Annotated in this window: 19 protein-coding genes and 3 tRNA genes; 8 read left to right on the top strand and 14 right to left on the bottom strand. The window is 48.1% G+C overall.

Annotated features, from left to right (window positions below):
* Window positions 1-243 precede the first annotated feature (243 nt).
* Window positions 244-1,269, bottom strand: coding sequence for a hypothetical protein (locus FJM65_RS15915; RefSeq protein WP_140622548.1), 1,026 nt, complete (start codon window positions 1,267-1,269; stop codon window positions 244-246).
* Between the two features lie 304 nt (window positions 1,270-1,573).
* Window positions 1,574-1,647 (bottom strand) — tRNA-Pro (locus tag FJM65_RS15910).
* Window positions 1,648-1,872: 225 nt separating this feature from the next.
* On the opposite strand from FJM65_RS15910, the gene FJM65_RS15905 reads away from it, so the two are divergent.
* Complete coding sequence (locus tag FJM65_RS15905) at window positions 1,873-2,427, top strand: DUF4136 domain-containing protein (protein ID WP_140622547.1); 555 nt, start codon at window positions 1,873-1,875, stop codon at window positions 2,425-2,427.
* A gap of 62 nt (window positions 2,428-2,489) precedes the next feature.
* Here FJM65_RS15905 and FJM65_RS15900 read toward each other — a convergent pair.
* Window positions 2,490-2,563, bottom strand: a tRNA-Pro gene (locus FJM65_RS15900).
* A gap of 606 nt (window positions 2,564-3,169) precedes the next feature.
* On the opposite strand from FJM65_RS15900, the gene FJM65_RS15895 reads away from it, so the two are divergent.
* Genes FJM65_RS15895 through FJM65_RS15880 form a run of 4 tightly spaced genes read left to right on the top strand, consistent with a single transcriptional unit; the run spans window position 3,170 to window position 10,032 of the window.
* The gene (locus tag FJM65_RS15895; protein ID WP_140622546.1) at window positions 3,170-4,717 is read left to right on the top strand and encodes a GAF domain-containing protein; all 1,548 of its coding nucleotides are present in this window, start codon (window positions 3,170-3,172) and stop codon (window positions 4,715-4,717) included.
* A gap of 6 nt (window positions 4,718-4,723) precedes the next feature.
* Window positions 4,724-8,851, top strand: a complete 4,128-nt coding sequence (locus FJM65_RS15890) for a chemotaxis protein CheB (protein ID WP_140622545.1) — start codon at window positions 4,724-4,726, stop codon at window positions 8,849-8,851.
* 30 nt (window positions 8,852-8,881) lie between these two features.
* Window positions 8,882-9,421, top strand: a complete 540-nt coding sequence (locus tag FJM65_RS15885) for an RNA polymerase sigma factor (RefSeq protein WP_140622544.1) — start codon at window positions 8,882-8,884, stop codon at window positions 9,419-9,421.
* Window positions 9,418-10,032, top strand: a complete 615-nt coding sequence (locus FJM65_RS15880; protein WP_140622543.1) for a cupin domain-containing protein — start codon at window positions 9,418-9,420, stop codon at window positions 10,030-10,032. The genes FJM65_RS15885 and FJM65_RS15880 overlap by 4 nt, the downstream gene beginning before the upstream one ends.
* Before the next feature lie 17 nt (window positions 10,033-10,049).
* Here the strand turns inward: FJM65_RS15880 and FJM65_RS15875 are convergent, their stop codons facing one another.
* From FJM65_RS15875 to FJM65_RS15855, 5 genes are all read right to left on the bottom strand, one after another.
* The gene (locus FJM65_RS15875; RefSeq protein WP_140622542.1) at window positions 10,050-10,865 is read right to left on the bottom strand and encodes an anti-sigma factor; all 816 of its coding nucleotides are present in this window, start codon (window positions 10,863-10,865) and stop codon (window positions 10,050-10,052) included.
* A complete protein-coding gene (locus FJM65_RS15870; protein WP_239022985.1) occupies window positions 10,858-11,412 on the bottom strand; it encodes an RNA polymerase sigma factor in 555 nt (184 codons plus the stop codon). Before FJM65_RS15870 ends, FJM65_RS15875 begins: the two co-directional genes overlap by 8 nt.
* A gap of 257 nt (window positions 11,413-11,669) precedes the next feature.
* The gene (locus FJM65_RS15865; RefSeq protein WP_140622541.1) at window positions 11,670-12,470 is read right to left on the bottom strand and encodes a ferritin-like domain-containing protein; all 801 of its coding nucleotides are present in this window, start codon (window positions 12,468-12,470) and stop codon (window positions 11,670-11,672) included.
* Between the two features lie 13 nt (window positions 12,471-12,483).
* The gene (locus tag FJM65_RS15860) at window positions 12,484-13,200 is read right to left on the bottom strand and encodes a ferritin-like domain-containing protein (protein WP_140622540.1); all 717 of its coding nucleotides are present in this window, start codon (window positions 13,198-13,200) and stop codon (window positions 12,484-12,486) included.
* Window positions 13,201-13,317: 117 nt separating this feature from the next.
* Complete coding sequence (locus tag FJM65_RS15855) at window positions 13,318-13,554, bottom strand: Sec-independent protein translocase subunit TatA/TatB (RefSeq protein WP_140622539.1); 237 nt, start codon at window positions 13,552-13,554, stop codon at window positions 13,318-13,320.
* A 394-nt stretch (window positions 13,555-13,948) separates the two neighbouring features.
* Here FJM65_RS15855 and sucC point away from each other — a divergent pair, with 394 nt between their 5' ends.
* Window positions 13,949-15,145: an ADP-forming succinate--CoA ligase subunit beta gene (sucC, locus tag FJM65_RS15850; protein WP_140622538.1), complete on the top strand. Its 1,197-nt coding sequence runs from the start codon at window positions 13,949-13,951 to the stop codon at window positions 15,143-15,145.
* Window positions 15,146-15,233: 88 nt separating this feature from the next.
* Here sucC and FJM65_RS15845 read toward each other — a convergent pair whose 3' ends face one another.
* Entirely contained in the window at window positions 15,234-15,650 is a 417-nt protein-coding gene (locus tag FJM65_RS15845; protein ID WP_140622537.1) for an organic hydroperoxide resistance protein, read from the bottom strand.
* Between the two features lie 154 nt (window positions 15,651-15,804).
* On the opposite strand from FJM65_RS15845, the gene FJM65_RS15840 reads away from it, so the two are divergent.
* Together FJM65_RS15840 and FJM65_RS15835 are read left to right on the top strand one after the other, a co-directional pair.
* A tRNA-Arg gene (locus FJM65_RS15840) sits at window positions 15,805-15,878 on the top strand.
* A gap of 51 nt (window positions 15,879-15,929) precedes the next feature.
* Window positions 15,930-16,415 (top strand): SRPBCC family protein, encoded by a 486-nt coding sequence (locus FJM65_RS15835; protein WP_140622536.1) that lies wholly within the window; start codon window positions 15,930-15,932, stop codon window positions 16,413-16,415.
* Between the two features lie 267 nt (window positions 16,416-16,682).
* Here the strand turns inward: FJM65_RS15835 and FJM65_RS15830 are convergent, their stop codons facing one another.
* The 5 genes from FJM65_RS15830 to FJM65_RS15810 form a co-directional block, all read right to left on the bottom strand.
* Window positions 16,683-17,024: a cyclic-phosphate processing receiver domain-containing protein gene (locus FJM65_RS15830; RefSeq protein ID WP_140622535.1), complete on the bottom strand. Its 342-nt coding sequence runs from the start codon at window positions 17,022-17,024 to the stop codon at window positions 16,683-16,685.
* Between the two features lie 84 nt (window positions 17,025-17,108).
* Window positions 17,109-17,666 carry a DUF2199 domain-containing protein gene (locus tag FJM65_RS15825; protein WP_140622534.1) on the bottom strand — a complete coding sequence of 186 codons (558 nt, stop codon included), beginning with the start codon at window positions 17,664-17,666 and terminating at the stop codon, window positions 17,109-17,111.
* Between the two features lie 74 nt (window positions 17,667-17,740).
* Window positions 17,741-18,898, bottom strand: coding sequence for a serine hydrolase domain-containing protein (locus tag FJM65_RS15820; protein ID WP_181163748.1), 1,158 nt, complete (start codon window positions 18,896-18,898; stop codon window positions 17,741-17,743).
* Window positions 18,899-19,311: 413 nt separating this feature from the next.
* Window positions 19,312-19,665, bottom strand: a complete 354-nt coding sequence (locus FJM65_RS15815; protein ID WP_181163747.1) for a hypothetical protein — start codon at window positions 19,663-19,665, stop codon at window positions 19,312-19,314.
* A gap of 424 nt (window positions 19,666-20,089) precedes the next feature.
* A complete protein-coding gene (locus FJM65_RS15810; RefSeq protein WP_140622531.1) occupies window positions 20,090-20,659 on the bottom strand; it encodes a dihydrofolate reductase family protein in 570 nt (189 codons plus the stop codon).
* Window positions 20,660-20,897 lie beyond the last annotated feature (238 nt).

Raw genomic sequence — 20,897 nt, 5'->3', positions numbered from 1 at the left:
GACCCTTTTCTGTCGGAGTGGCGGGATTCGAACGCAAATACCACCAAATCCAGCTATGCAAAAATGCCTCAGAAGCGCTGGTTAAATATTGGTTTCTGTTGAAATTTCGATGTTTTTGGCCACAACTGACGCAGAAACTGACGCAAGCGCTACTGACGCAGGAAGTGACGCAAGGTGATTTTTAACGTGCTGGGCTTTGCGGTAGTGTAGCTACCGTAAAGGTGGTGTTGTACAATTTTGTTCTTAAACTTCTGCTAATCTATTCTGATAACCCAAGGACTTTATCCTGCTTTGGATATCTTTATCTATTCTCGCTTTTGAAGTATAAAACCCGAACACATCCAATGATTTTGGAAGTTGACTATTGATTAAGCTGTCAAAGTCAAGGCTCGTTTTATAAATCCATAGTCGTTTTAGGCTTTCCAACTTCTCTAAGCCCTTCAAAAGGGCAAAATTCCTGCAATTCAACACAGCAACTTCTTCAAGATGATGAAGGGGTTTATCAAATACCAGTTCTGTTAGTTGAATTTGATCTTCTATTTGGAGCTTTTTTAGGTTTCCAAAAGATGTTGTGTTCTTAAACTCATTGAAGCCTCTTACTCGTATGATTTCGAGTTCTTCTATCTCGTTATCTTCTATTTCATTTATATCGCTTCTGCCACCTAATATAAACTTAAGAGTCTTTAACTTCTTTAATTTATTGACAAAGTAGATAGGAACTTTACTTATAGAATTAAGTGACAGGTACTCCAGATTAGCAATCTCTCCGATTGCTTCTACGTTTTTGGTGTGACCGCAGCAAATCAAGTACTTAAGTTTCTGGTACTCTCTTAGATATTCCAGGTTCAGAGCTTTAGTCCTTGTGTCAAAAAGCAACAGCTTTTGCAGTGACTTCAAATTATCTGAATTTAAGATTTCAGTATCTTTGAGTTCAAAGAATCCAATGCCAAGTGTGTGAAGATGCTTTAGTCTGGGCAAGAAGGACAGATTCTCCACATGATATAGGCAATCCATATACAGGGACTTTACATCTGGCAACTTTTCGAGAATCTTGCAGTCAAAGTATCCTTTATCTTCATAGTGCCCATAAAACCTAATCTCAAGTAATTCATTATACCTTGCGCATAGTTTATTAAGCTCTGCAAGAAGCTTATCATCATAAACCTTTTCTGAAAACTGAATGAGAACAGTTTTACCTTCACTCAAATCTGACTCAATTGAGTGAAGGTCTAAAGACGTAGGATTGTTTATTCGGTTAAATAGTATCATTTAATTTTGTACAACTATAGTATAGTGGGACTACCTACTCCTACTATCTGCACTATGTGTGGAGTATGATTGTATCATACTATCAGAAAATGAATATAGGAAGAAATAACTATAGTAGGAGAGACTTGCTTGGAAATTCTACAGGAGTGGCGGGTTAAAAAGCGCTCAGGACTAAAGGAAAAACGCTCTTTAATAAGCTGTAGGTCTGTTTTGTTTGGAAAGCTTAAGTTAGTTTTTGTACGTCTTGCGTCAGTAATTTAACAACAAAAGGCCCTTTACGCGCTGTAAAAGGCCTTTTTAGTAGTCGGAGTGGCGGGATTCGAACCCACGACCTCCAGCACCCCATGCTGGCGCGATACCAGGCTACGCTACACCCCGATTTTTGCGCTAATTTATTAATCCGCAAGAAAATTCAAAAGTAGTCGCTCATTTTTGTTTTTACAGGTAAGCCAGGCATGGTGTTGCATGTAAAGGTGCGGCTACATGGGGTAGTGCAATAGGGCAAAAAATAAAAGACAAAGCGCCATCTCGCCACTAAATGCTCCCGCCATGGAAGAACGCTTCTGTAGCGTGGGCGTATAGGTAAGCATAGGAAATGATAGTATGAATCTAACGAATGTGAGGCTAAACCTGGTGCTTTGCCTTTTGTGCCTACTGGTGCTAAGCTGCTCGCCGGTAAGGGTGCTGGACACCAAAGCCGAAGAGGACTTTAAGCTTAGCAACTACCGGACTTTTGGTTTTTTTGACCTGGAAACGAGCGGCGACACGCTGCAGCAGTATATAGGGCAACTGGACTTCCTGAAGCAGGAAATAGCAAAGCAATTGGAGCAGCGCGGGCTGCAGCGCACCGACCAAAACCCCGACCTGAAGATAAACCTGGGTATTGTGGTGGCAGAAGAGGTGCAGACCCGCCAAACCAACATCCTGACTGACCCCCCTTATTACATGGGGCAGCGCCGTTATACCTGGAAAACAGAAGAGGTGGTGGTAGACCGGTACAAGAAGGGCACGCTATCGGTGCACCTGGTAGACAATGCTCAAAACAAGCTGGTTTGGCAAGGGGCAGCGGAAGGGGTGATTCCCGACGACAACACTTCCAAACTGCAGGAGCGAATCGTGAAAGGGGTGCAGAAGCTTATGGAGCAGATACCGCAATAACATCGGTTAAACATTGAAAAAGAAAAGCCTGCCATTCTGTAAAGAAAGCAGGCTTTTCTAAGTCGGGGTGGCAGGATTCGAACCTACGACCTCCACATCCCAAATGTGGCGCGATACCGGGCTACGCTACACCCCGAACACTACAACTTAACTTATACCGTTAGGTTGAGTGGCACAAAGGTACAAATACCGCTCAAAATCGCAAATATTTTGATGTTGCTTACAATAATATTTTCAGGCTGAAAATGCATGAAAAAGGTGAAAGCTGCGCAGAGGAACACGATTCTGGCTGATAGCTTGGTACTTATACTTTATGGTTGGGGCAAAGTATAAAGTATAGCTGGCGTTACTTTTGCAGCAGGAAGGAATAACTGGCTTCAGGAGGTCTTACTTGCACAGCACCGCCCCTACGAAAGAATAAGATTTTAGCGGCCCATCTTTTGATAAAAGTAATATGAAAACGGGTTCCTATGTTATAAACTTCATAAATAAGTGTTACTTTTAAAAATCTGTATCTAGCGGCCTGTAAATAAACAATTTCGCTTTCTATAGATTACTTAATATTAGAACATTTTTATCAAGGCAATCAAAGCAGTCCTATTTTACTTTTCTTTTAAAGTAGGATGGGTAGCTAGGATGAACCTAGCCTACTGATGAAAATAAGTCCGTATTTTTTAAGGTTTTATACTTTATCTTTTTTTGCTACAAGCCAGGTGCTGAAGCCTGGCGTAAACAGAACACCATGAGTCAACAAACAGCACCCGTTAACATCAAGATTGAGAAGAACTACGATTCCGAAATGTGCGGCAGTATTCCGCTGCACCTCGTTAATCTGATACAGCCACACGGTGTGCTGCTGGTGCTAGACAAAAAGGAGCTTCGCATTTTGCAGGCCAGCGAGAATGTGGGGGCGTTCCTGCCCGCCACGCCGGAGCAGCTACTGCAAGAGCCGCTCAGCCGTTTTTTGCCCGCTGCGCAGTATGAGGAGATTCAAAACAAACTGGAAGGAACGCTGGAGAGAATCCCGCTGACACTGCAATTCGAAGTTGATGGTAAGAAAACCGCTTTTTCGGCGCTGGTGCTGCCGCAGGAGGAGTATGTGCTGCTGGAACTGGAGGAGCGGCAGGAAACCGCCCAGGATTCCTTTATCGGGCTGTACCAGAACATTAAGTATATCACTTCGCTCCTGAAGCAGGCAAGCACCTACCAGGGAATTGCGCAACAGGCGGCAGAGGGGCTTAAAAAACTGAGCGGCTTCGACAGGGTGATGATCTACCAGTTTGACCCGCACTGGAACGGCATTGTGGTGGCACAGGCCAAGGAAGAGGACATGGACGACTACATGGACCTGCGCTTTCCTGCCTCCGATGTGCCCAAGCAGGCGCGTGAGCTATACTTCCGCAACCCTTACCGCATCATCCCAACCCACAACTATGAGCCGGTGCGCCTTCAGCCTGTCATCAACCCGCTGACGCAGCGCTTTACGGATCTCTCTGAAAGCAACCTGCGGAGCGTGGCCAAAGTGCACCTGGAGTATCTGTCCAATATGAACATCACGGCTTCCATGTCGCTTCCGATCATTATCGATAACAAGCTGTGGGGCCTGATTTCCTGCCACCATAAAACCGCCAAATACCCTAGCTATGAAATGCGCTCAGCCATGGAGCTCCTGTCCGGCATACTCTCGGCGCAGCTGGAGGCAAAGCAGAAGGAGGAAAGTATGGCCCTGCGGGTGTACCTGCGCGGCCTGCACGTAAACCTGATGGAGCAGCTGTTTAGCGCCGCCACTTTTGCAGAAGGGCTGCAGGAGGGAAGCGAGAACCTCATCAACCTTCTTTCGCTTGGCGGTACTGCGGTGGTTTATGAAGGCAACGTGCTGAAAACGGGTATCACCCCGGAGGAGCGCGAGATAAAGGAGCTGGTATCGTGGCTGCGTCGCAACAAAGCCAGAAGTATATTCGCTACAGATGCCCTTCCTGCGGAGTACCCGCACAGCAAAGCCTTTAGCCAGGTTGCCAGTGGCCTGATTGCCATACCTGTGAACCCCGAGCAAGGAGAGTTTATACTTGGTTTCCGGCCGGAGGTGCTGCAGACAATAAAGTGGGGAGGCAACCCAAACAATGCCATACAAATGGAGCCGGACGGCAAAAACTACCATCCGCGCAACTCCTTTGCCACCTACCAGGAGACCGTGAAACAAACCTCGCTGCCTTGGCGGCAGGAAGAGTATGAGGCGGCTGAAGCGCTGCGGAATGCTGTGCTGGAGAAGATTATTAGGGAAAAATACTAATTAGTTGTGCAGAAGAAGGTTAACCAAGTAGAAAGCAAGACGAAGCCTAAGTCGGGTACCGCTACAGAGAAAGTTACCCAGGCGGATCATTACCTGATCGGCATTGGGGCGTCTGCGGGTGGTTTGGAGGCGATTCATAGACTGTTCGACCATTTCCCGAGCAACTCAAGTTTCTCCTTTGTGATTATACAGCATCTGTCGCCGGACCATAAGAGCCTGATGGCAGACCTGCTGAGCAAGCACACCAGCATGCAGGTGCAGGAGGCGGAAGACAATATGTTTACCCGCCCAAACTGCGTGTACGTGCTGCCAAGCGGCAAACAGCTGACCCTGGAGTATGGCAGGCTGCGGCTGGAAGACAAAGCACGCAGCAGAGAGCCAAACTTTGCGATTGACCTCTTCTTTGAGTCGATGGCGAAAAGCAGGGGAAAGCATGCCATCGGCGTTGTGCTGTCGGGCACGGGCACCGACGGCACCAAGGGCACCAGGGCTATAAAAAAAGCAGGCGGCATGGTGGTGGTACAATCACCGGAAACCGCTAAGTTTGACGGCATGCCCCGCAGCGCCATCGACACAGGTTTTGTAGACTTTGTGCTGCCGCCGGAGCAAATGCCCAAAGAGATTATAGAATACACCCGTAAAGTGCCGCTGGTGAAAACCCTGATAGATAAAACAGAGGAAGACGAGGATAGTCTGGTGCTTCAGGAAATCCTGGACCTCGTCTGCACACATACGCAAACTGATTTTACCAACTACAAGTTAGGAACGATCCAGCGCAGGATACGCAAGCGCATGGACCACCTGAAGGTGAGCGACCTAAAGGGCTACCTGCATTACCTGCATGAGCATCCGGCCGAGATCAACAAGCTGTGCCAGGAGTTCCTGATCAACGTGACCAGCTTTTTCCGCGATCCGGAGGCTTTTGAGTCAATGGCCAAGGATGTGATTCCGAAGATCATCTCGTCGAAGGCGCCGGGGGAGCAGGTAAAAGTATGGGTGGCCGCCTGCAGCACAGGCGAAGAAGTATACTCGCTGGCCATACTTTTTCATGAAGCTTACGAGCGCCTGGGCAAGGAGCCTGAAGTAAAGCTTTTTGCTACGGACGTAGACCAGCAGGCCATTGTGCAGGCATCCAAAGGCGGATATCCCGCCGGTATTGCCAAGCAGGTGTCGCCGGAGCGGCTGCAGCGGTATTTCACGTCCAAAGGCAACCGCTACGTGGTGAAAGAGGAAATCAGGAAACTGGTTGTTTTTGCGCAGCACGACCTGCAGAAAGACCCTCCGTACAGCCGCATCGACCTGATCTCTTGCCGCAACATGCTCATTTACCTGAACCCGGACCTGCAGAACAAGGTGATGGCGCTTTTCCCTTACGCCCTGAACCTGGGAGGCTACCTGTTCCTGGGCCCCAGCGAGCACATCGGCGAATTGAAACCGTTTTTCTGTGAGGAGAACCGGAAATGGAAAATTTTCCAGAAGATAAAAGAAGGCAGATCCGGGCGGCAGAGCTACGGTATTTCCAATTATACCAGCAACTATAAACAGACTAATCCCAGTGCCCCCTTCAAGGCCACCCCGAGTAGCCGCTACAACGACGCCTTTATGGATGCCGTGTCGGAAGACTTTAAGGTAACAGCCCTGTATGTAGACGAGAACTACCAATTGCTGCACGGCATCGGGGATATCAACCGTTTCCTGAAGTTCCCTGACAAGCGCCTGCACTTTAACCTGATCAAGATGGTGCCCGAGGAGCTGGCCGTCACGCTGAGCGTCGGCATCCGGAAGGCCCTGAAGCAGGACAGAAAAGTAGTGGCCCGCCAGGTTACCATAAAGATGGGGAAAAAAGATCAGCTGGTGCATGTGTCTATACGGCCTATTATGCAGGAAAAGGATGATCATAAAATCATACTTATTCTTTTGCAGGAAATGGGGGAGGTGGCGCCGCTGCCGAAAGTGTCGGAGATCAATAGTTTCGTGTCGGACGCTGATTATTACCATCAGCTTACGAACCTGGAGGCTGAACTGAAGGAGGCGCGCGAAAGTCTGCAACTGACAGTACAGGACTTGAGCACGGCAAATGAGGAGCTGCAGAGCACGAATGAAGAACTTATGTCCTCGAACGAGGAGCTGCAAAGCTCTAATGAGGAGATGCAGTCGCTGAACGAAGAGCTGCATACCGTGAACTCTGAGCACCAGCTCAAGATAAAGGAGTTGCAGGAGCTGAACGAAGACCTGGATAATTACATCCGAAGCTCTAATGTAGGCCAGCTGTTTGTAGACCACAACCTGGTAATCCGTAAATTCACTCCTTCCGTCGAGGGGCTGATCAATATTATTGACAGCGACCTGGGGCGGCCTATTCACCACCTGTCGCACAACCTGAAGTATAACCGCCTGATCGACGACATCAAGCATGTGAACAATACCTCCGACGAAGTAGAGCGGGAGGTAGAGGCTGAAGGCGGCAAGTTTTACCTGATGCGCATCTTGCCCTACCTGAAGCACGACGGCAACAAGGATGGCGTGGTGGTGAGCTTTGTGGACGTTACCACCCTGAAGACGCTGACCAATGTGGTGCAAGGGGTGCTGAACAGTTCCCTGAACAGCATTATGGCATTTAGGGCGGTGCGCGACGAGAAGCAGAACGTGCAGGACTTTAACTGGACTTTGCTGAACAAGAAAGCAGAAGGGCTGGTGGGTGCCTCGCAGTCGGAGCTGCTGGATACCAGCGTAACTGAAATGTTGCCCATGCTGCGAAAGAGCGGCCTGTTCCGCAAGTTTGTGCGAACGATAAGCTCCGGCGAGTCGCTGCACATGGAGCAGCAGCTAGATTTTAACGGCGAGAAAGCCTGGTACGAGATAGCCGCTGTGAAAATGGGCGATGGCGTGACGCTGACCATGGCCGACATCACAGAGAAAAAGAACAGCGAGGATCGCGTGCTGGTGGCCTACGAGGAGCTAAAGCTGGCCGAGGAAGACCTGATCAAGCTGAACAATGAGCTGGAGAAGCGCGTTGACAGCCGCACCCAAGCCCTGGCAAACAGCGAAGAGCGCTTCAGGATGGTGTCTATCGCCACAAATGACGTTATCTGGGATTGGGACCTGGTAAACAACCAGGTCTGGTGGAGCGACAGCTTGCTGTCGATGCTGGGCTACAGCGCAGAGGAGGTAAGCCCGGGCGTGGATGGCTGGTATGAGATGATTCATCCTGATGATCGTAAAGACGTTGAGAAGAACATTAACCAAGCCATTAATGCGGGCAAGGAACAGTGGTCTGGTGAATATAGAATGCAAAAGAAGGACGGAGACTTTGCGTTTGTCTCAAACAGGGCACGTATCATGCACAACGAGTATGGCATGGCCTACCGGGTGCTGGGTTCGTTCATAGACCTGACCGACCTGAAGAAAACGCAGGAGAAACTGCAGGAGACAAACGAGCATCTGCTTCGCGTTATCGAAGACCTGGATACATTTGTGTACACGGCCTCGCATGATTTAAAGGCGCCCATCGGAAACATTGAAGGGTTAATGCTGCTGCTGGAAGATCAGATTGTTGCCTCAGGCCCTATTGACGGTGAGCCTACAGAGCCCGTGTTTGAGATGATGAAAGGCGCGATCAGCCGTTTTAAGAACGTGATCAAAGACCTGACAGACATTGCCAAAGTGCAGCGTGACACAGACGGCGGTGCCGAGCAGGTAGATGTGCGCGAGGTATTCGAGGATGTGCGCATGGATATGTCTGAGACGCTTGAAAGCGAGCACGCGCAGATAGAAATAGATTTTGAGGAAGAGCCGCTGATAAAGTTCTCCCGCAAGAACCTGCACAGTGTGCTGTACAACCTGGTGAGCAACGCCATCAAGTATAAAGCCGAAGACCGCGACCCGGTGGTAAAACTGAGAACCCGCCGTATTGACGGTTACGTGCTGCTAACGGTAGAAGACAATGGCCTGGGCATCAGCAAAGAAAACCAATCGAAGCTGTTTACGCTGTTCAAGCGCTTCCATGCGCATGTAGACGGCACCGGCATGGGCCTATACATTGTGAAGCGCCTGGTGGAAAATGCCAATGGCTTTATTCAGGTGCAGAGCGAGGAGGACCAGGGCACAACCTTTAAGTTATACTTTAGAAGCTGATGCTGCTTTGGGCGCCTTGGCACGTAAGAAATGGATTTTGAGAAAGACGCTGAACAATGTATCGTTAATGGCCTTCGGCAGCGGAGGCAGGAATGGCTGCGGGCGGCATACGATGCCTATGCTCCGGCCCTGATGGGCGTAATATCCAGAATAGTAGCTAACAATGAAGTGGCAGAAGCCGTGCTGCAGGAGACGTTTGTCACAGTCTGGGAGAAAATACACATTTACGAACCCGCCAGGGAGCGATTCTTTTCCTGGTGCCTCGGCATTGCAAGGCGACAGGCGCTGCAAGCTGCGAAAGCCCTAGCTGATGAAACCCAGGAAAATCCTGAACAGACCATAGCAGAAGCTTACTTACAGCCGAATAAAATCATACCTTTGCAGGAGAAGCGGTATGATGAAAAAGCACGTTGCGAGCTGCCTCTTCAAGCGCAGGCGGTTTTGGAGCTGCTTTATCTGAGAGGGTTAACCTGTGATGAAGCGGCTAAAGCTTTAAAACTCACACCTCAAGAAGTTAGACAAGTGCTAAAAAAGGCTTTCGCGTTATTAAAGTCAGGACAACCTATATGAATCCAGTTGCAGAATTTATCGAGTCTGGCGTGTTGGAGCTGTATGTGATGGGTGCTTGCAGTCCGGAGGAAGTTCGTGAGGTACACGAAATGGCCGCGGCACACCCGCAAGTAAGGCAGGCACTGGACGAGCGTCAGCAGGCGATGGAGCAGTACGCTTTGGCGCATGCCCTACAGCCGCGTGCCACTGTAAAAACGCTGGTGCTGGCTACGGTGGATTACCTGGAGCGCATGAAAGGCGGTGAGTTGCCGGAATCGCCTCCCGTGCTCTCACCAACTTCCAAGGTTGGAGATTTTTCCAAATGGCTGCAGCACGAAGAAGCCATACTTCCGGAAGGCGCTGAAAGTATGCACGCCAGGATAATCGGGTATACGCCCCAATCTACTACCGCCATACTTTGGGTACAAGACAGAACAGAGGAAGAAGTGCACCATGAGGAGCATGAGCGCTTTTTAATTGTGGAGGGCACTTGCCAGCTAATCGTTAGCGGTAAAGAGCATGCCCTTGCCGCCGGCGATTACTTTGAAATACCGCTGGATGCCTCGCACCATATAAAAGTCACGTCAGCTTCTCCGTGCAAAGCAATTCTGCAGCGGCTTAGCATCGCTTAACCCCCCGGCTTTATTTATCAGATTTCCACACTGCCCATGGCCATCAGGTTGTCGAGGGTGGGGTTTTCGCTTCCGCCTTTCGGCTCCAGCGTTATAGCAAAGGCTTGGGCAGCGGCAACAGTCTTCATTTTAAGCATGCCGGCCTCCTCAAACGATGTCGGAATCAGCCCAGCATCTTGCGGGGTACCTTTGTCTAGCGCCCACAACTGATACTGCATGTTGCTTGGCGGGGCCGGCAACTGCATGCGGTCAACGTAAACGGCTTTTTCTTCGGGATTCCAATAAACATACAGACTGGCTTCCGGATGCGCCTTCACCCCGTTTAAGGCAACCGCCCTGAAAGCGGAATTGCGCATAATAGCCAGCGTTTGCTCCAGTTGTTGCGTGTGCTGCGCATCGTGGCGGACATTCTGGGCCATCAGCTGCTCAGAAGCCACAGCCTTGGCCAGGCGCTGTTCAGCTTGCTGCCATTTCGTGTAAAACCGGTAACTGAGCAGCCCGGAAATGATAAACAGGACAACACTGGCAGCAAACATCCACTTATAGGGCGAAGTTTCCTCTGCGGGGAGCGAGGTAGTGTCCCAGCTTGGCCCTTCATCAAGGCTGGGGTGTGTCTGCAGTTTTCCCAGTATCTGCTGCTTTAGTTCTGGCCTTGGGGCTATAGCATGCAGGTTAGCGTATGCCTCCATGGCGGCACAGGCTTCGTCCAGGGCGGCACATATTTCAGGTGATTCGGCGGCACGCCGTTCCACCTCTTTACGCTCAGCTTCGGTAAGGCCGCCCGCCGCGTAAAGTTCCAGTATGCCTGAGGCCAGATATTCTTCGTTAGACACTTCCCTTAAATAATTTTGATAGAACCTTTACTGCACTTCGTGCCCTGGTTTTAACGGTGCCCAAGGGTATATTATGTTCTTCCGCTATCTCGCTCTGCGTAAGTCCTTTAAAATACATCAGGTCGATGATTTGCTTTTGCTCCGGACTTAGTTTCTCTACTGCCTCGCGCACGCCAATATGGTCGGTGTTGAAGGCGATGTCAGCAAAGCTAGCCTGATGTGCCGGCGACAAGGTGTCGGTCGACACCTTCATGCGGTACTCTAATGACCGTATTTTGTCGATAGCCAGGTTCCTGCTGACGTTTAGCATCCAGGTGAACAGCCTTCCTTTCTGCGCGTCATACTTATCGAAGGAGTTCCAAATCTTTACAAAAGCCTCCTGCAGCACATCCTCGGCAACCTCTTCTGTTTTCACGATGCGCACTATAACGCCATAAAGCGCAGCGCTGTACATGTCATAAAGCAAAGATACGGCCGAAGTATCCCGTGCTCGAAGCCGGGCGATCAGGGTGTCTTCGCTTATTTTGGGTATAGTTTGGTCAGGCAAGGAGGCTTAGCAGTTTAGTACCTTTTACAAAGGTTTATCAAAATTATACTTCAAAAGTATATTCACTAACTTAAAGTATAAAAAAAGGTTTGATAAAGTAGTACCTGATAAGCACAAATTAGCCGGCATGTATCACCCCAGGTGCAGAAATTTAGATTTTTAATCGCCCCTGCACCATAGATGTGTTAAAAAAAGAGCTGCGTCTGCAGCTCTTTTTTGCCCCTGCTTTGCAGGTTTTACAAAGAAGGAGGGAACATCTACTCAAACAGCGACACAATCTGTGCAACCTGTTCCTTGCTAAGCGGCTCGTCGAAGGCTGCCGTAGCGATGGCGACCGAGTATCCGGCACCAACAGCCTTCACGTCGTTCACACCTCCCTGCATCACATTGTCTTCGCCGGCGTAGACTGCCTGTGCGCCCTCAGGCACATTGCTGTTGTCTCCGGCTCCCTCTATCCAGCCCATGTTGCCGCGCATGCGCCTCACGTGTGCCGCATGGCGTGCTTCCACAGAGTGTATCTGCAGCGCCACGGTAAGCACCGTGTCGTTATTAAGGAGGTTAGCGGCCTGGCCTTTGTAAGCCCGAACACCTGTGTCCTCAAAGGCCTGCGCCAATGTCAGGAAGGTTTGGTAGTCGGAATTCCAGTTCGGGAAGTTCTTGCCGAAGTCAAAGGTAGGCTCGTCAATCGGCGTGCCGTTCAGGCTCTCGATGGTTGATTTCAGGAGGTCAACGTGTGCTGCCTCATGCATCTGTATTTGCTCAATGGCACCTCTGGCCGCGCTGTCGGTAATCAGCCCGGACGCCTCTAAGCCTTGGGTATAAAAGTTGCGCTCCAGGTACTCCAGTTTCAGGGCGAAGTTCAGCACATCCAGCACCATGTTGGAGCTCTGCCCATAGGCCTTCTGAAAAACGGAGCCTAGTGCAAAAGGTACAGCTGCCAGAGCCGTCTTTTTCCCGATGCTGCCCATGTTCTTAAACACTTGTCTTCTGGAGTCCAAGCGGTCGTATACTTCCGGGTCAACTTTCTGTATGTCTTCTATTATCTTAAATATATTCATGATCTGTGTCTCCTTATTTTGGTAAGTTATTTGCCGAAATCTTTGTCTTGATAAAAGGCGCTGCGGCTTTTAAAACGTCAGCTGGCATCATGGCCGGGTCTAGCCCCATGTTGTTGGCTGAGTCAGAAAATGTCCCGTTGGAGATAAGATCACGGATGACGGCGGCGTGGCGCGCCTCCACCGATACGATCTTGCCTGCCAGCGTCAGGAAGCCGGCGTTCTCCAGGTATTGGCCCGCTCCGTTGTAAGCGGCTACGCCAAGGTCCTCGAAGGTGCTGGCGGTGGCCAGGATGTTACTTTTATCTTCAAAATCGATAGAGGAGAAGTCTACTTCCAGGTCCGGTATGGCAGCACTTCCAAGGGCAGCTTTCAGAAAGTCTCTGTGGATGCCCTCGTGGCCTTTCAGGTCTTGCATGATCTGCTGCTCGCTTTGGCTAAACATACTCAGGGAGCGATCAACCACGGTGGCGTAGAAGGCCGCTTCGAGCTGCTCCAGCGCGTAGGCGTAATTCAGAATGCCGGTGTCTCCCGATCCCAGGTCCACGGTGTCCGGCTCTACCGGCATCATTTCTTCGTTGTCGTCATCACAAGAGCTGAAGCCGAGAATCATGGTGGTGGCAGCGGCAGTGGCACCAGCGTACCGGAAGAAGGCGCGGCGCTGCATGAGCGCATTAAAAGAGCCTGATTCACTTTTAACCTGATCTGCAGGTTTGTCGTGTAGTTTTTTCATAATTAAAGTTTTAAGGTAAGATACTCGTGGCCCTAGCTGGCCGAAATAATGCAAGACCTACGAAATGAGTTGTAAAACTGGATTTCGGTTTCTGTAAAATATTGCGTGGTCCTGGTACTAGTGTGGGCGGGAGGTATGGTCTGGCTGCTGGCGCTCTTTGGGGGCTGCAGCGGTTTCCACCTCGTTTTTTATGTCTTTGGAGGCGTCCTTAAACTCACGGATGCCTCGGCCCAGGCCTTTGGCCAGCTCAGGGATTTTTTTGGCGCCAAACAGCAGAAGAATGGCAAGTATGATGAGAAACACCTCCGGGCCACCCAAGCCCCCAATAAATAAGAATATGTTATGTACTTCCATCGTATTTAAATTTTTGATGAGCCATACTAACGAATGGGAGCCGTGTCCGGATTTACCCTGAGAATCAGGAATCTAAATAAGTAGACTAAACAGGGGGCATGAAGTATACTTACCGTACCATGCGCGTATGGGATGCCAAGGCAACAAACGGCAGCAAAGCTTCGGATAAGGACAGATTGGTATAGGTTGAGGCGGCCCGAGCATAGTATAATACCTGCCTCCTAGTATGGAATAAACGCTTACGTGAGGGCCAGAATGGGAGCAGTGGGTTTAAAGCGCAACCTATCGGAAAGGGCTTTCTTTCGGAATGCTTTTTCTGATAGCTTTTTAGATAGCAGAACTTGAATTTAAGGCGATAAAGGCGTACTTTCGTGCGTCCATTAAAACTGAAAGCATGAACATACACGAATATCAGGCTAAAGAAATTTTAAAGAGCTACGGAGTACGTATCCAGGAGGGTATCGTGGCTGAGACGCCAGACCAGGCAGTAAAAGCTGCCATGAAACTGACCGAAGAAACCGGCACAGGCTGGCACGTTATCAAGGCACAGATCCATGCGGGTGGCCGTGGTAAAGGTGGCGGCGTGAAGCTGGCCAAAAACCTGGACCAGGTTAAAGAGATCGCTGACCAGATTCTGGGCATGACGCTGGTAACGCACCAGACCGGACCCGAGGGAAAGCTGGTACAGAAAGTACTCGTTGCCCAGGACGTATACTATCCGGGCGAGTCTGACCCGAAAGAGTTCTACCTGAGCATCCTGCTGGATCGCGCCAAAGGTCAGAACGTGATCATGGCCTCTACAGAAGGCGGCATGGACATCGAGGAGGTGGCTGAAAAGTCTCCGGAGAAAATCATCAAGGAGTGGATAGACCCGGCTGTAGGCCTGCAGGGCTTCCAGGCTCGTAAGATCGCTTTCGCCTTCGGCTTACAGGGGGAGGCCTTCAAGGAGATGGTGAAATTCGTGACCAACCTGTACAAAGCGTACGTGGAGACGGATTCTTCTATGTTCGAGATCAACCCTGTCCTGAAAACATCTGATAATAAAATACTGGCCGTTGACGCGAAGGTGAACCTGGACGACAACGCCCTGTATCGCCACAAGAACCTGGCTGCCATGCGCGACATTACAGAGGAAGATCCTTTGGAGGTTGAGGCAGGCGAGTTTAACCTGAACTACGTGAAGCTGGACGGCAACGTAGGCTGTATGGTGAACGGTGCTGGTCTTGCCATGGCTACCATGGATATCATCAAGCTTTCCGGCGGCGAGCCTGCCAACTTCCTGGACGTAGGGGGTGGGGCAAACGCGCAGACAGTGGAGGCAGGTTTCCGCATCATCCTGAAAGACCCTAACGTGAAGGCTATCCTGATCAACATCTTCGGCGGTATCGTGCGTTGCGATAGAGTTGCCAACGGTGTGGTGGAAGCTTACAAAAACATCGGCGACATTAAGGTTCCGATCATCGTTCGCCTGCAAGGCACCAACGCTGAGGAAGGCGCGAAGATTATTGACGAGTCCGGCCTGAAAGTATACTCTGCCGTGGCGCTGAAAGAAGCCGCTGAGAAAGTAGAGCAGGTGTTGGCTGAGGCTTAGTCTTAATTAACAAAGTATAAAAACAGAAAGGCTACTCATTGTGAGTAGCCTTTCTGTTTTTATACTTTGTAACGGTATTGCGCTGCAGTTATAACACCTCTAGCTCCACGTCCACGTTGCCGCGCGTACCGATGGAGTATGGGCATATCTGGTGCGCCTCATCTACCATTTGCCTTGCCTTGTCCTTATCCACCCCTTTTAGCGCTACAGCAAGCTTTACGCTTAGGGCATATCCTCCGTCGTCCTTCTGGTTGAGGTCAACGTGCGCGGTTACCGTAGAAGCGGGGTCTAAACGCTCGTGATGCTTACCTGCCACTACGAGCAGTGCGCTTTGGAAGCAGGCAGAATATCCTGCCGCAAAAAGCTGCTCAGGGTTGGTGCTTCCTCCTTGTCCGCCCAAGCCTTCCGGCAAGCTCAGTTTCATGTCAATTATGCCGTCATCAGATTTCACCTGGCCGCGCCGGCCACCTGTTGCAGTTACCACCGCTGTATATAGTTTCTTCATGAGTTTGCTTTGTTTATATTTTTGCTAGTGATACCTTAACTAGAGTATGAGCCTGATTGTTTTCGGTCAGCTGGAATAGGGAAAGTATAAGCAGTATTTTTTATCTCATGATATTTCATTTTCTGCATAAACTTCCTATTTTTGCACTCGTACTGCACCCGTAGTTCAACTGGATAGAATATCGGATTTCGGCTCCGAGGGTTAGGGGTTCGAATCCTCTCGGGTGCACTATTAAACATCGATAACGCTGACTATCTCGCTGACGGTCAGCGTTTTTTTATGCCCATCATACACATTGAAACAAGCATCCGCGCAAGGGTAGAAGTATGCTTCGATTTATCCAGAAGTATAGACCTGCATGTTATCTCGACGAAGCATACCGGAGAGCGAGCGATTGCTAGCGTTACCTCGGGGCTGATAGGGCTCGGAGAGTCTGTGACATGGAGGGCCAGGCATTTTGGCCTTTGGCAGCGCCTTACCAGCAGCATAACTGCATATGAGCGCCCTTATTACTTTGCCGATGAAATGGTAGCGGGTGCGCTTAAACGGTTCAAACATGAACATCACTTCCGGGAGTCCGGCAACGGTATTACGCTGATGCAAGATGTGTTTGACTATACTTCCCCTTTTGGCACAATTGGTAAAGTAGCTGATATGCTTTTTCTGAAGAGGTACATGACCCGCTTGCTGGTGGAGCGAAACAGCGTGATCAAATATTACGCTGAATCAGGAAAATGGCAAGACTTGCTTCTGAGGAATAGCTAACCGGCACTTTCAAACGTTGCTCATCATCAGCAGCGATTCCGGCAACATCATCATATGTGCTGGCTGTGTTTATTGCAGGAAATAAGTGTTTACTGTGGAGAGAATCATGGCGATGGCATAGATAATGAAGAACCATTTTAAGAGCCGCTTTCTGCTGACCGAATTCTTGAGGAACGGGTAAAACAGAAAATAGAAAAAGCCTACAGCAGCAAACAGTACTAGCGTAAATTTAAGCATGTGTATTTAAAATGTACTACAGCAAGGAATTCAGTATTTGTTTTCATTTAGATGCCTGATGTAGTTGTTTAGAAGCCCCTTAATTTGCTCTGCCGCTATTGGGTTAGCGGAATGAACATGAAATTTTAAATTGCGCAGGTTCAGGCCAGATTCATAAACAAGCCATTTGGCTGCAGCATACCCATCAGGTGCCACTTCATTATTTTCATCTAAGCCCAGGTCATTGTCAAAGCTAATAAAGTCTGGAAGGCCGTTTGCTAAGATATAACTCACAAACTCCTGATACGTTCTGACGACATCAAACTCTTTTTCCATAGCCTTGTCATATACCATGTCTACGGTTCTTACATCATCTAAAAAGAGTTTCCTCATAAACTTTGTGTTGGTTAACGGGCTGGTATAGCTAATGGCAAGGTGCAGCCAAAGTCTAAGCGCTGCGCTTTGTTAGGGGGGCGGCTATTCTCGTTTCGTTTCCTGATGCAAGTCAGGTATGATTTCAGTAACAATTGACAATGCTTTTTCCAGAGGTATCCCCTTAATTTGGGCAAGAGCGAGAGGGTGGTTTTCTTCTGTCACGATTACTTTAGGTATGAACCCAACGTCTTGTGTGATGACTTGAGTTTTTATGTTCAGGGTGTTGCCGTAGGTAGGAACGTACGTTTGCAGCCAACCAAAGTATGGAGGCTCGTTCACCCTGTCAGCCTCATTCCACAATTCGTTCGTTCTGATAAAATTTTCCTTGCTTAGACTTGCCCAGACGTTGAATATTAAGTCTTCTTCACAGTCTACTATAGGTATAGTCAACCTGCCACGGATAAAGAAGTATTCATCATCAACAACACAAAGGCTATCGGTTATTTCAACTCTTCTTTCTCTTTCTATTTCTGGTATTGTAAAATAGTATTCAGGATAGCCGCTGCCAAAGGTCAACGGCAAGCTGCCAAGCTCCATGCCACAGCAGGAGCACTTATATGCTATCCGACCTGACTGATTTACTTCTTTTGTGACTTTCAATTTACATTAATTTATAGTACCACAGGTTGCGCGAAAGAGGCTTTTATGCTTTTTAGCTATTGTTGGGTGAGGTACTATTCCGATGCTTTGCTCAAGCTGTTTAGTTTTATATAATATTCGTCGAGTAAATCATAGATCGCTTTTTGGTCTTTGCCTGATGCTTCAGCATCCCAGTCTGTGTTAACTATAAAATACCTGCCCATCTTTTTGTCCTTGAAAAACCAAATTACAGAAAACATTCCTGGATCGCCTCCGGTATGCCCGAAATTTCCTGTAGAGCCGAATCCCATTGTGATTCCCATGTTATACTCGTCACTGTATTCACTCGTGCTCCTGTTTATGAAGTTCTCTGCCGTCAGTTGGGGGGTGAAGTATTCCTTGTAACTCTGTTTAGAAAGTATGGTTCCTTTGCCAATGTACCCTTTCATTAGCTCTAAAGTATACTTACTCATGTCAGAACTCGTGGTAAGCAATCCTCCATCCGGATAACCTATTAGTGAGTAGTAGGGGTAAGGAGTTTGTTTATCCTGGTAAGTGAGGGAATAGTTTGAGAAATCAATAGCATCGAAACTCCAGCCCGACGCATTCATCTTCAATGGACGCAAAATATACTGTGTCGTAAACTTATCATAGGTAGTGCCTACTGCTTGCTCTAAAACAAGTGCGGCAAGCGAAGCCCCAACGTTGGAGTACTCATAAATACTGCCTGGCTTCTTCTCTGAAAAAGCCTCTTTCGAATACCATTCTCCCTCGGTATCAAGCAGGTTTTTTAAGAAGCCCTCCAAGGAGGTTTTAGCTGGAGGAGGATTAAACCGTGTTGGCGAAATGTCTATCCCAAGATTATGAGCCAGATTTATTGTGTCTTTCAGCACCACATTTCTGGTAAGGTATTCTTCTGTGTCTACGATTGAAGAAGTATGCGTTACCAGATGCCCGTTAGTGATAGGAACTTCCGGGTACTTTGGATTGAACACGTTGAAGGGTAAGTAGTTATTTATTGGATCATCTAAGTTAAGTTTGCCTAACTCCTGCGCTTTAAGAATGGCAAGGCCAATGACAGTCTTTGAGACAGAGGCAATGTTCTGAACGGTGTTTTCGGTATACTTGGCGCTTGTTGTGATATCAGAAACCCCAAAACCGTTTTGATACAAAACCTCTTTATCATTTACTAAAGCTACGCCAAAGCCGTTGAAGCTCGCTGTTTTGCTTAGTTGCGTCAGTTTTTCGGTCAACTCTTGTTGAGTTCGCACAAACTCCTTTGAGTGTAAATCCTTTGTCGTGCTACAGGAAACAACTGTAAAAGAGATGGCCACAAGTAAAAACAAATGCTTCATATTCTTAATCAATGTGCCCCTTTTTTGAAGTTATATATTAAGTATTGCACCCAAAGGAATTGACCAGAAGGTGGCGTAGCTGGTTTATGGGTGTGAGGTACTTTAGTATGCATAGAACTCTTGGGGCTGAATATCTCTTCCTTGCGTTAGAATTCTGAGTTATCTAAGTATGTAGTATCGGTGCAACAGTCCAGTAGTCACCACCATTCTTTTGCCTGGGTCTTGCTCTGCCACTCTCATGATGTTTTTTGCCATGGTTCTGTTTCGCAAATCCCAGTAGTCCGCCCAGGGTTGATATCCGTCTCGGTAGCTTATTTTTTTCCGTCGGGCATGGAGAAGTAGGTGTTCGCGAACTCCTCTCTTGCGTTGGTAATCTCTGTCAGCTTTTTGTGCTGATAAAACTGACGCAACCCGGCAATGCTACCGGTAACGGCATTGTTAAAGTCTGCTGGTGAACCGCTGGCAATCATCTTTAGCTCGTGGGTAGGGTCATCGTATCTCTGTAGTATCTCCCGCTGCTGTGGAGTAAGTGCATTTTCAGTATAGAGGCTCTTCAACAATATAGTTGTCAGATTATCGGTGGGCACCATCTCCCTTTCCCGTCTGTACTCATTTCTCCCCTCAAATTCGAAAGGGCGGATAAGTGTTTCAGGATAATTTGCCACATACCTTGCTGCTGCATTCTGTTCATTTTTTCAGAAGCGTATTTGAACCTGAAATCTTCTGTAAAGAACGAAGAGTCCATTTCCTAATGAATAACATTGGGCTTTACCTGCTCAAAAAATTTTAAGTAGTACATCAGCGTTGAAGTTAGGAACGGGTTGATGAATACTGCCTATAACTACTATTTCTGCCGCTTTTTGCTGCCCATGAGTATGGCAGGCAAAGAACAGGCTAAAAAGGAGTTAAAATATTTTCTTCACTTTTATTCATTTATGTGAACGGGCACGGCTCTGGGCAGTTGAATTCCTAAATTTCTGTTTAGCATCAACCTTTATGTTATGTTTACATTCTCCTTATGTCATTTCGCCCCGACTGCACATGATCATTGTTGTGCGTTCGTGCTACTTTATCCATAGGAGAGTTATTTCAATTGGTTTTATACTTGTAACTTAAAACAGTTTTTCCGCCCGGGTAAAGCTTTGATTTGATTGGAATGAATTTCTGTATTTTGTCAAGAGAATCAAATATAGTTATTCCACTTCCCATCGCTGTTGGATTTACAATAAGATGGTATTCATCAATAAGCCCTTCTTTGATCAAGGAAGAAACAAACCCAGCACCTCCAAACACAAGAATATCTTTGCCTTCCTGCTGTTTTAAGTTGGCGACTTCCTCTATAAGATTTCCTTTCGCTAAAGTAGTGTTGTTCCAGATAGATTTGTCTAGTGTTTTGGTAAAAACAACCTTTTGAATGTCAGTTATTTCTCTTGCAAATGGATGTTCAGGATTATTTTTGGCAGTATTCTCCCAATGTTCAATAAATCCGCTTGTGGCAAGTTTTCTCCCAAGCAGAAGTGTGTCTGAGGAAATGACAAGGGAATTAAGAAATACCAAAAATTCATCATCAGGATTCCAGGTCATCCAGTCATTTTCGCCGTTCTGCCCACCAACATATCCGTTGATAGTCATTTGCATTTGTAATTTTAATTTTCTCATGCTGTATGTTTTAGTTACATGAACTGGACTGTATGCCTCATCTTTTGCTCTGAGTTTCCGAATAAGTAGGGAGGTTTAAGCATGAAGATAACGGTTAGCACAGGCTGTGAGCGAGGCAACTGCCGAAGCTTAAAGCCTGTGCCGTGTGTGCGCCCAGTATGGGCACTTGATACTAAAGGTATCAAATTATTCCAGAGGGTGAAAGTCCCTTACAGGCGAGTTGGTGAAGCCTGTTAGC

Source organism: Pontibacter mangrovi, assembly GCF_006385705.1.
Lineage (GTDB): Bacteria > Bacteroidota > Bacteroidia > Cytophagales > Hymenobacteraceae > Pontibacter > Pontibacter mangrovi.
The sequence above is the reverse complement of the archived record's forward strand: the minus strand, read 5'-3'. Positions and strand labels throughout refer to the sequence as shown.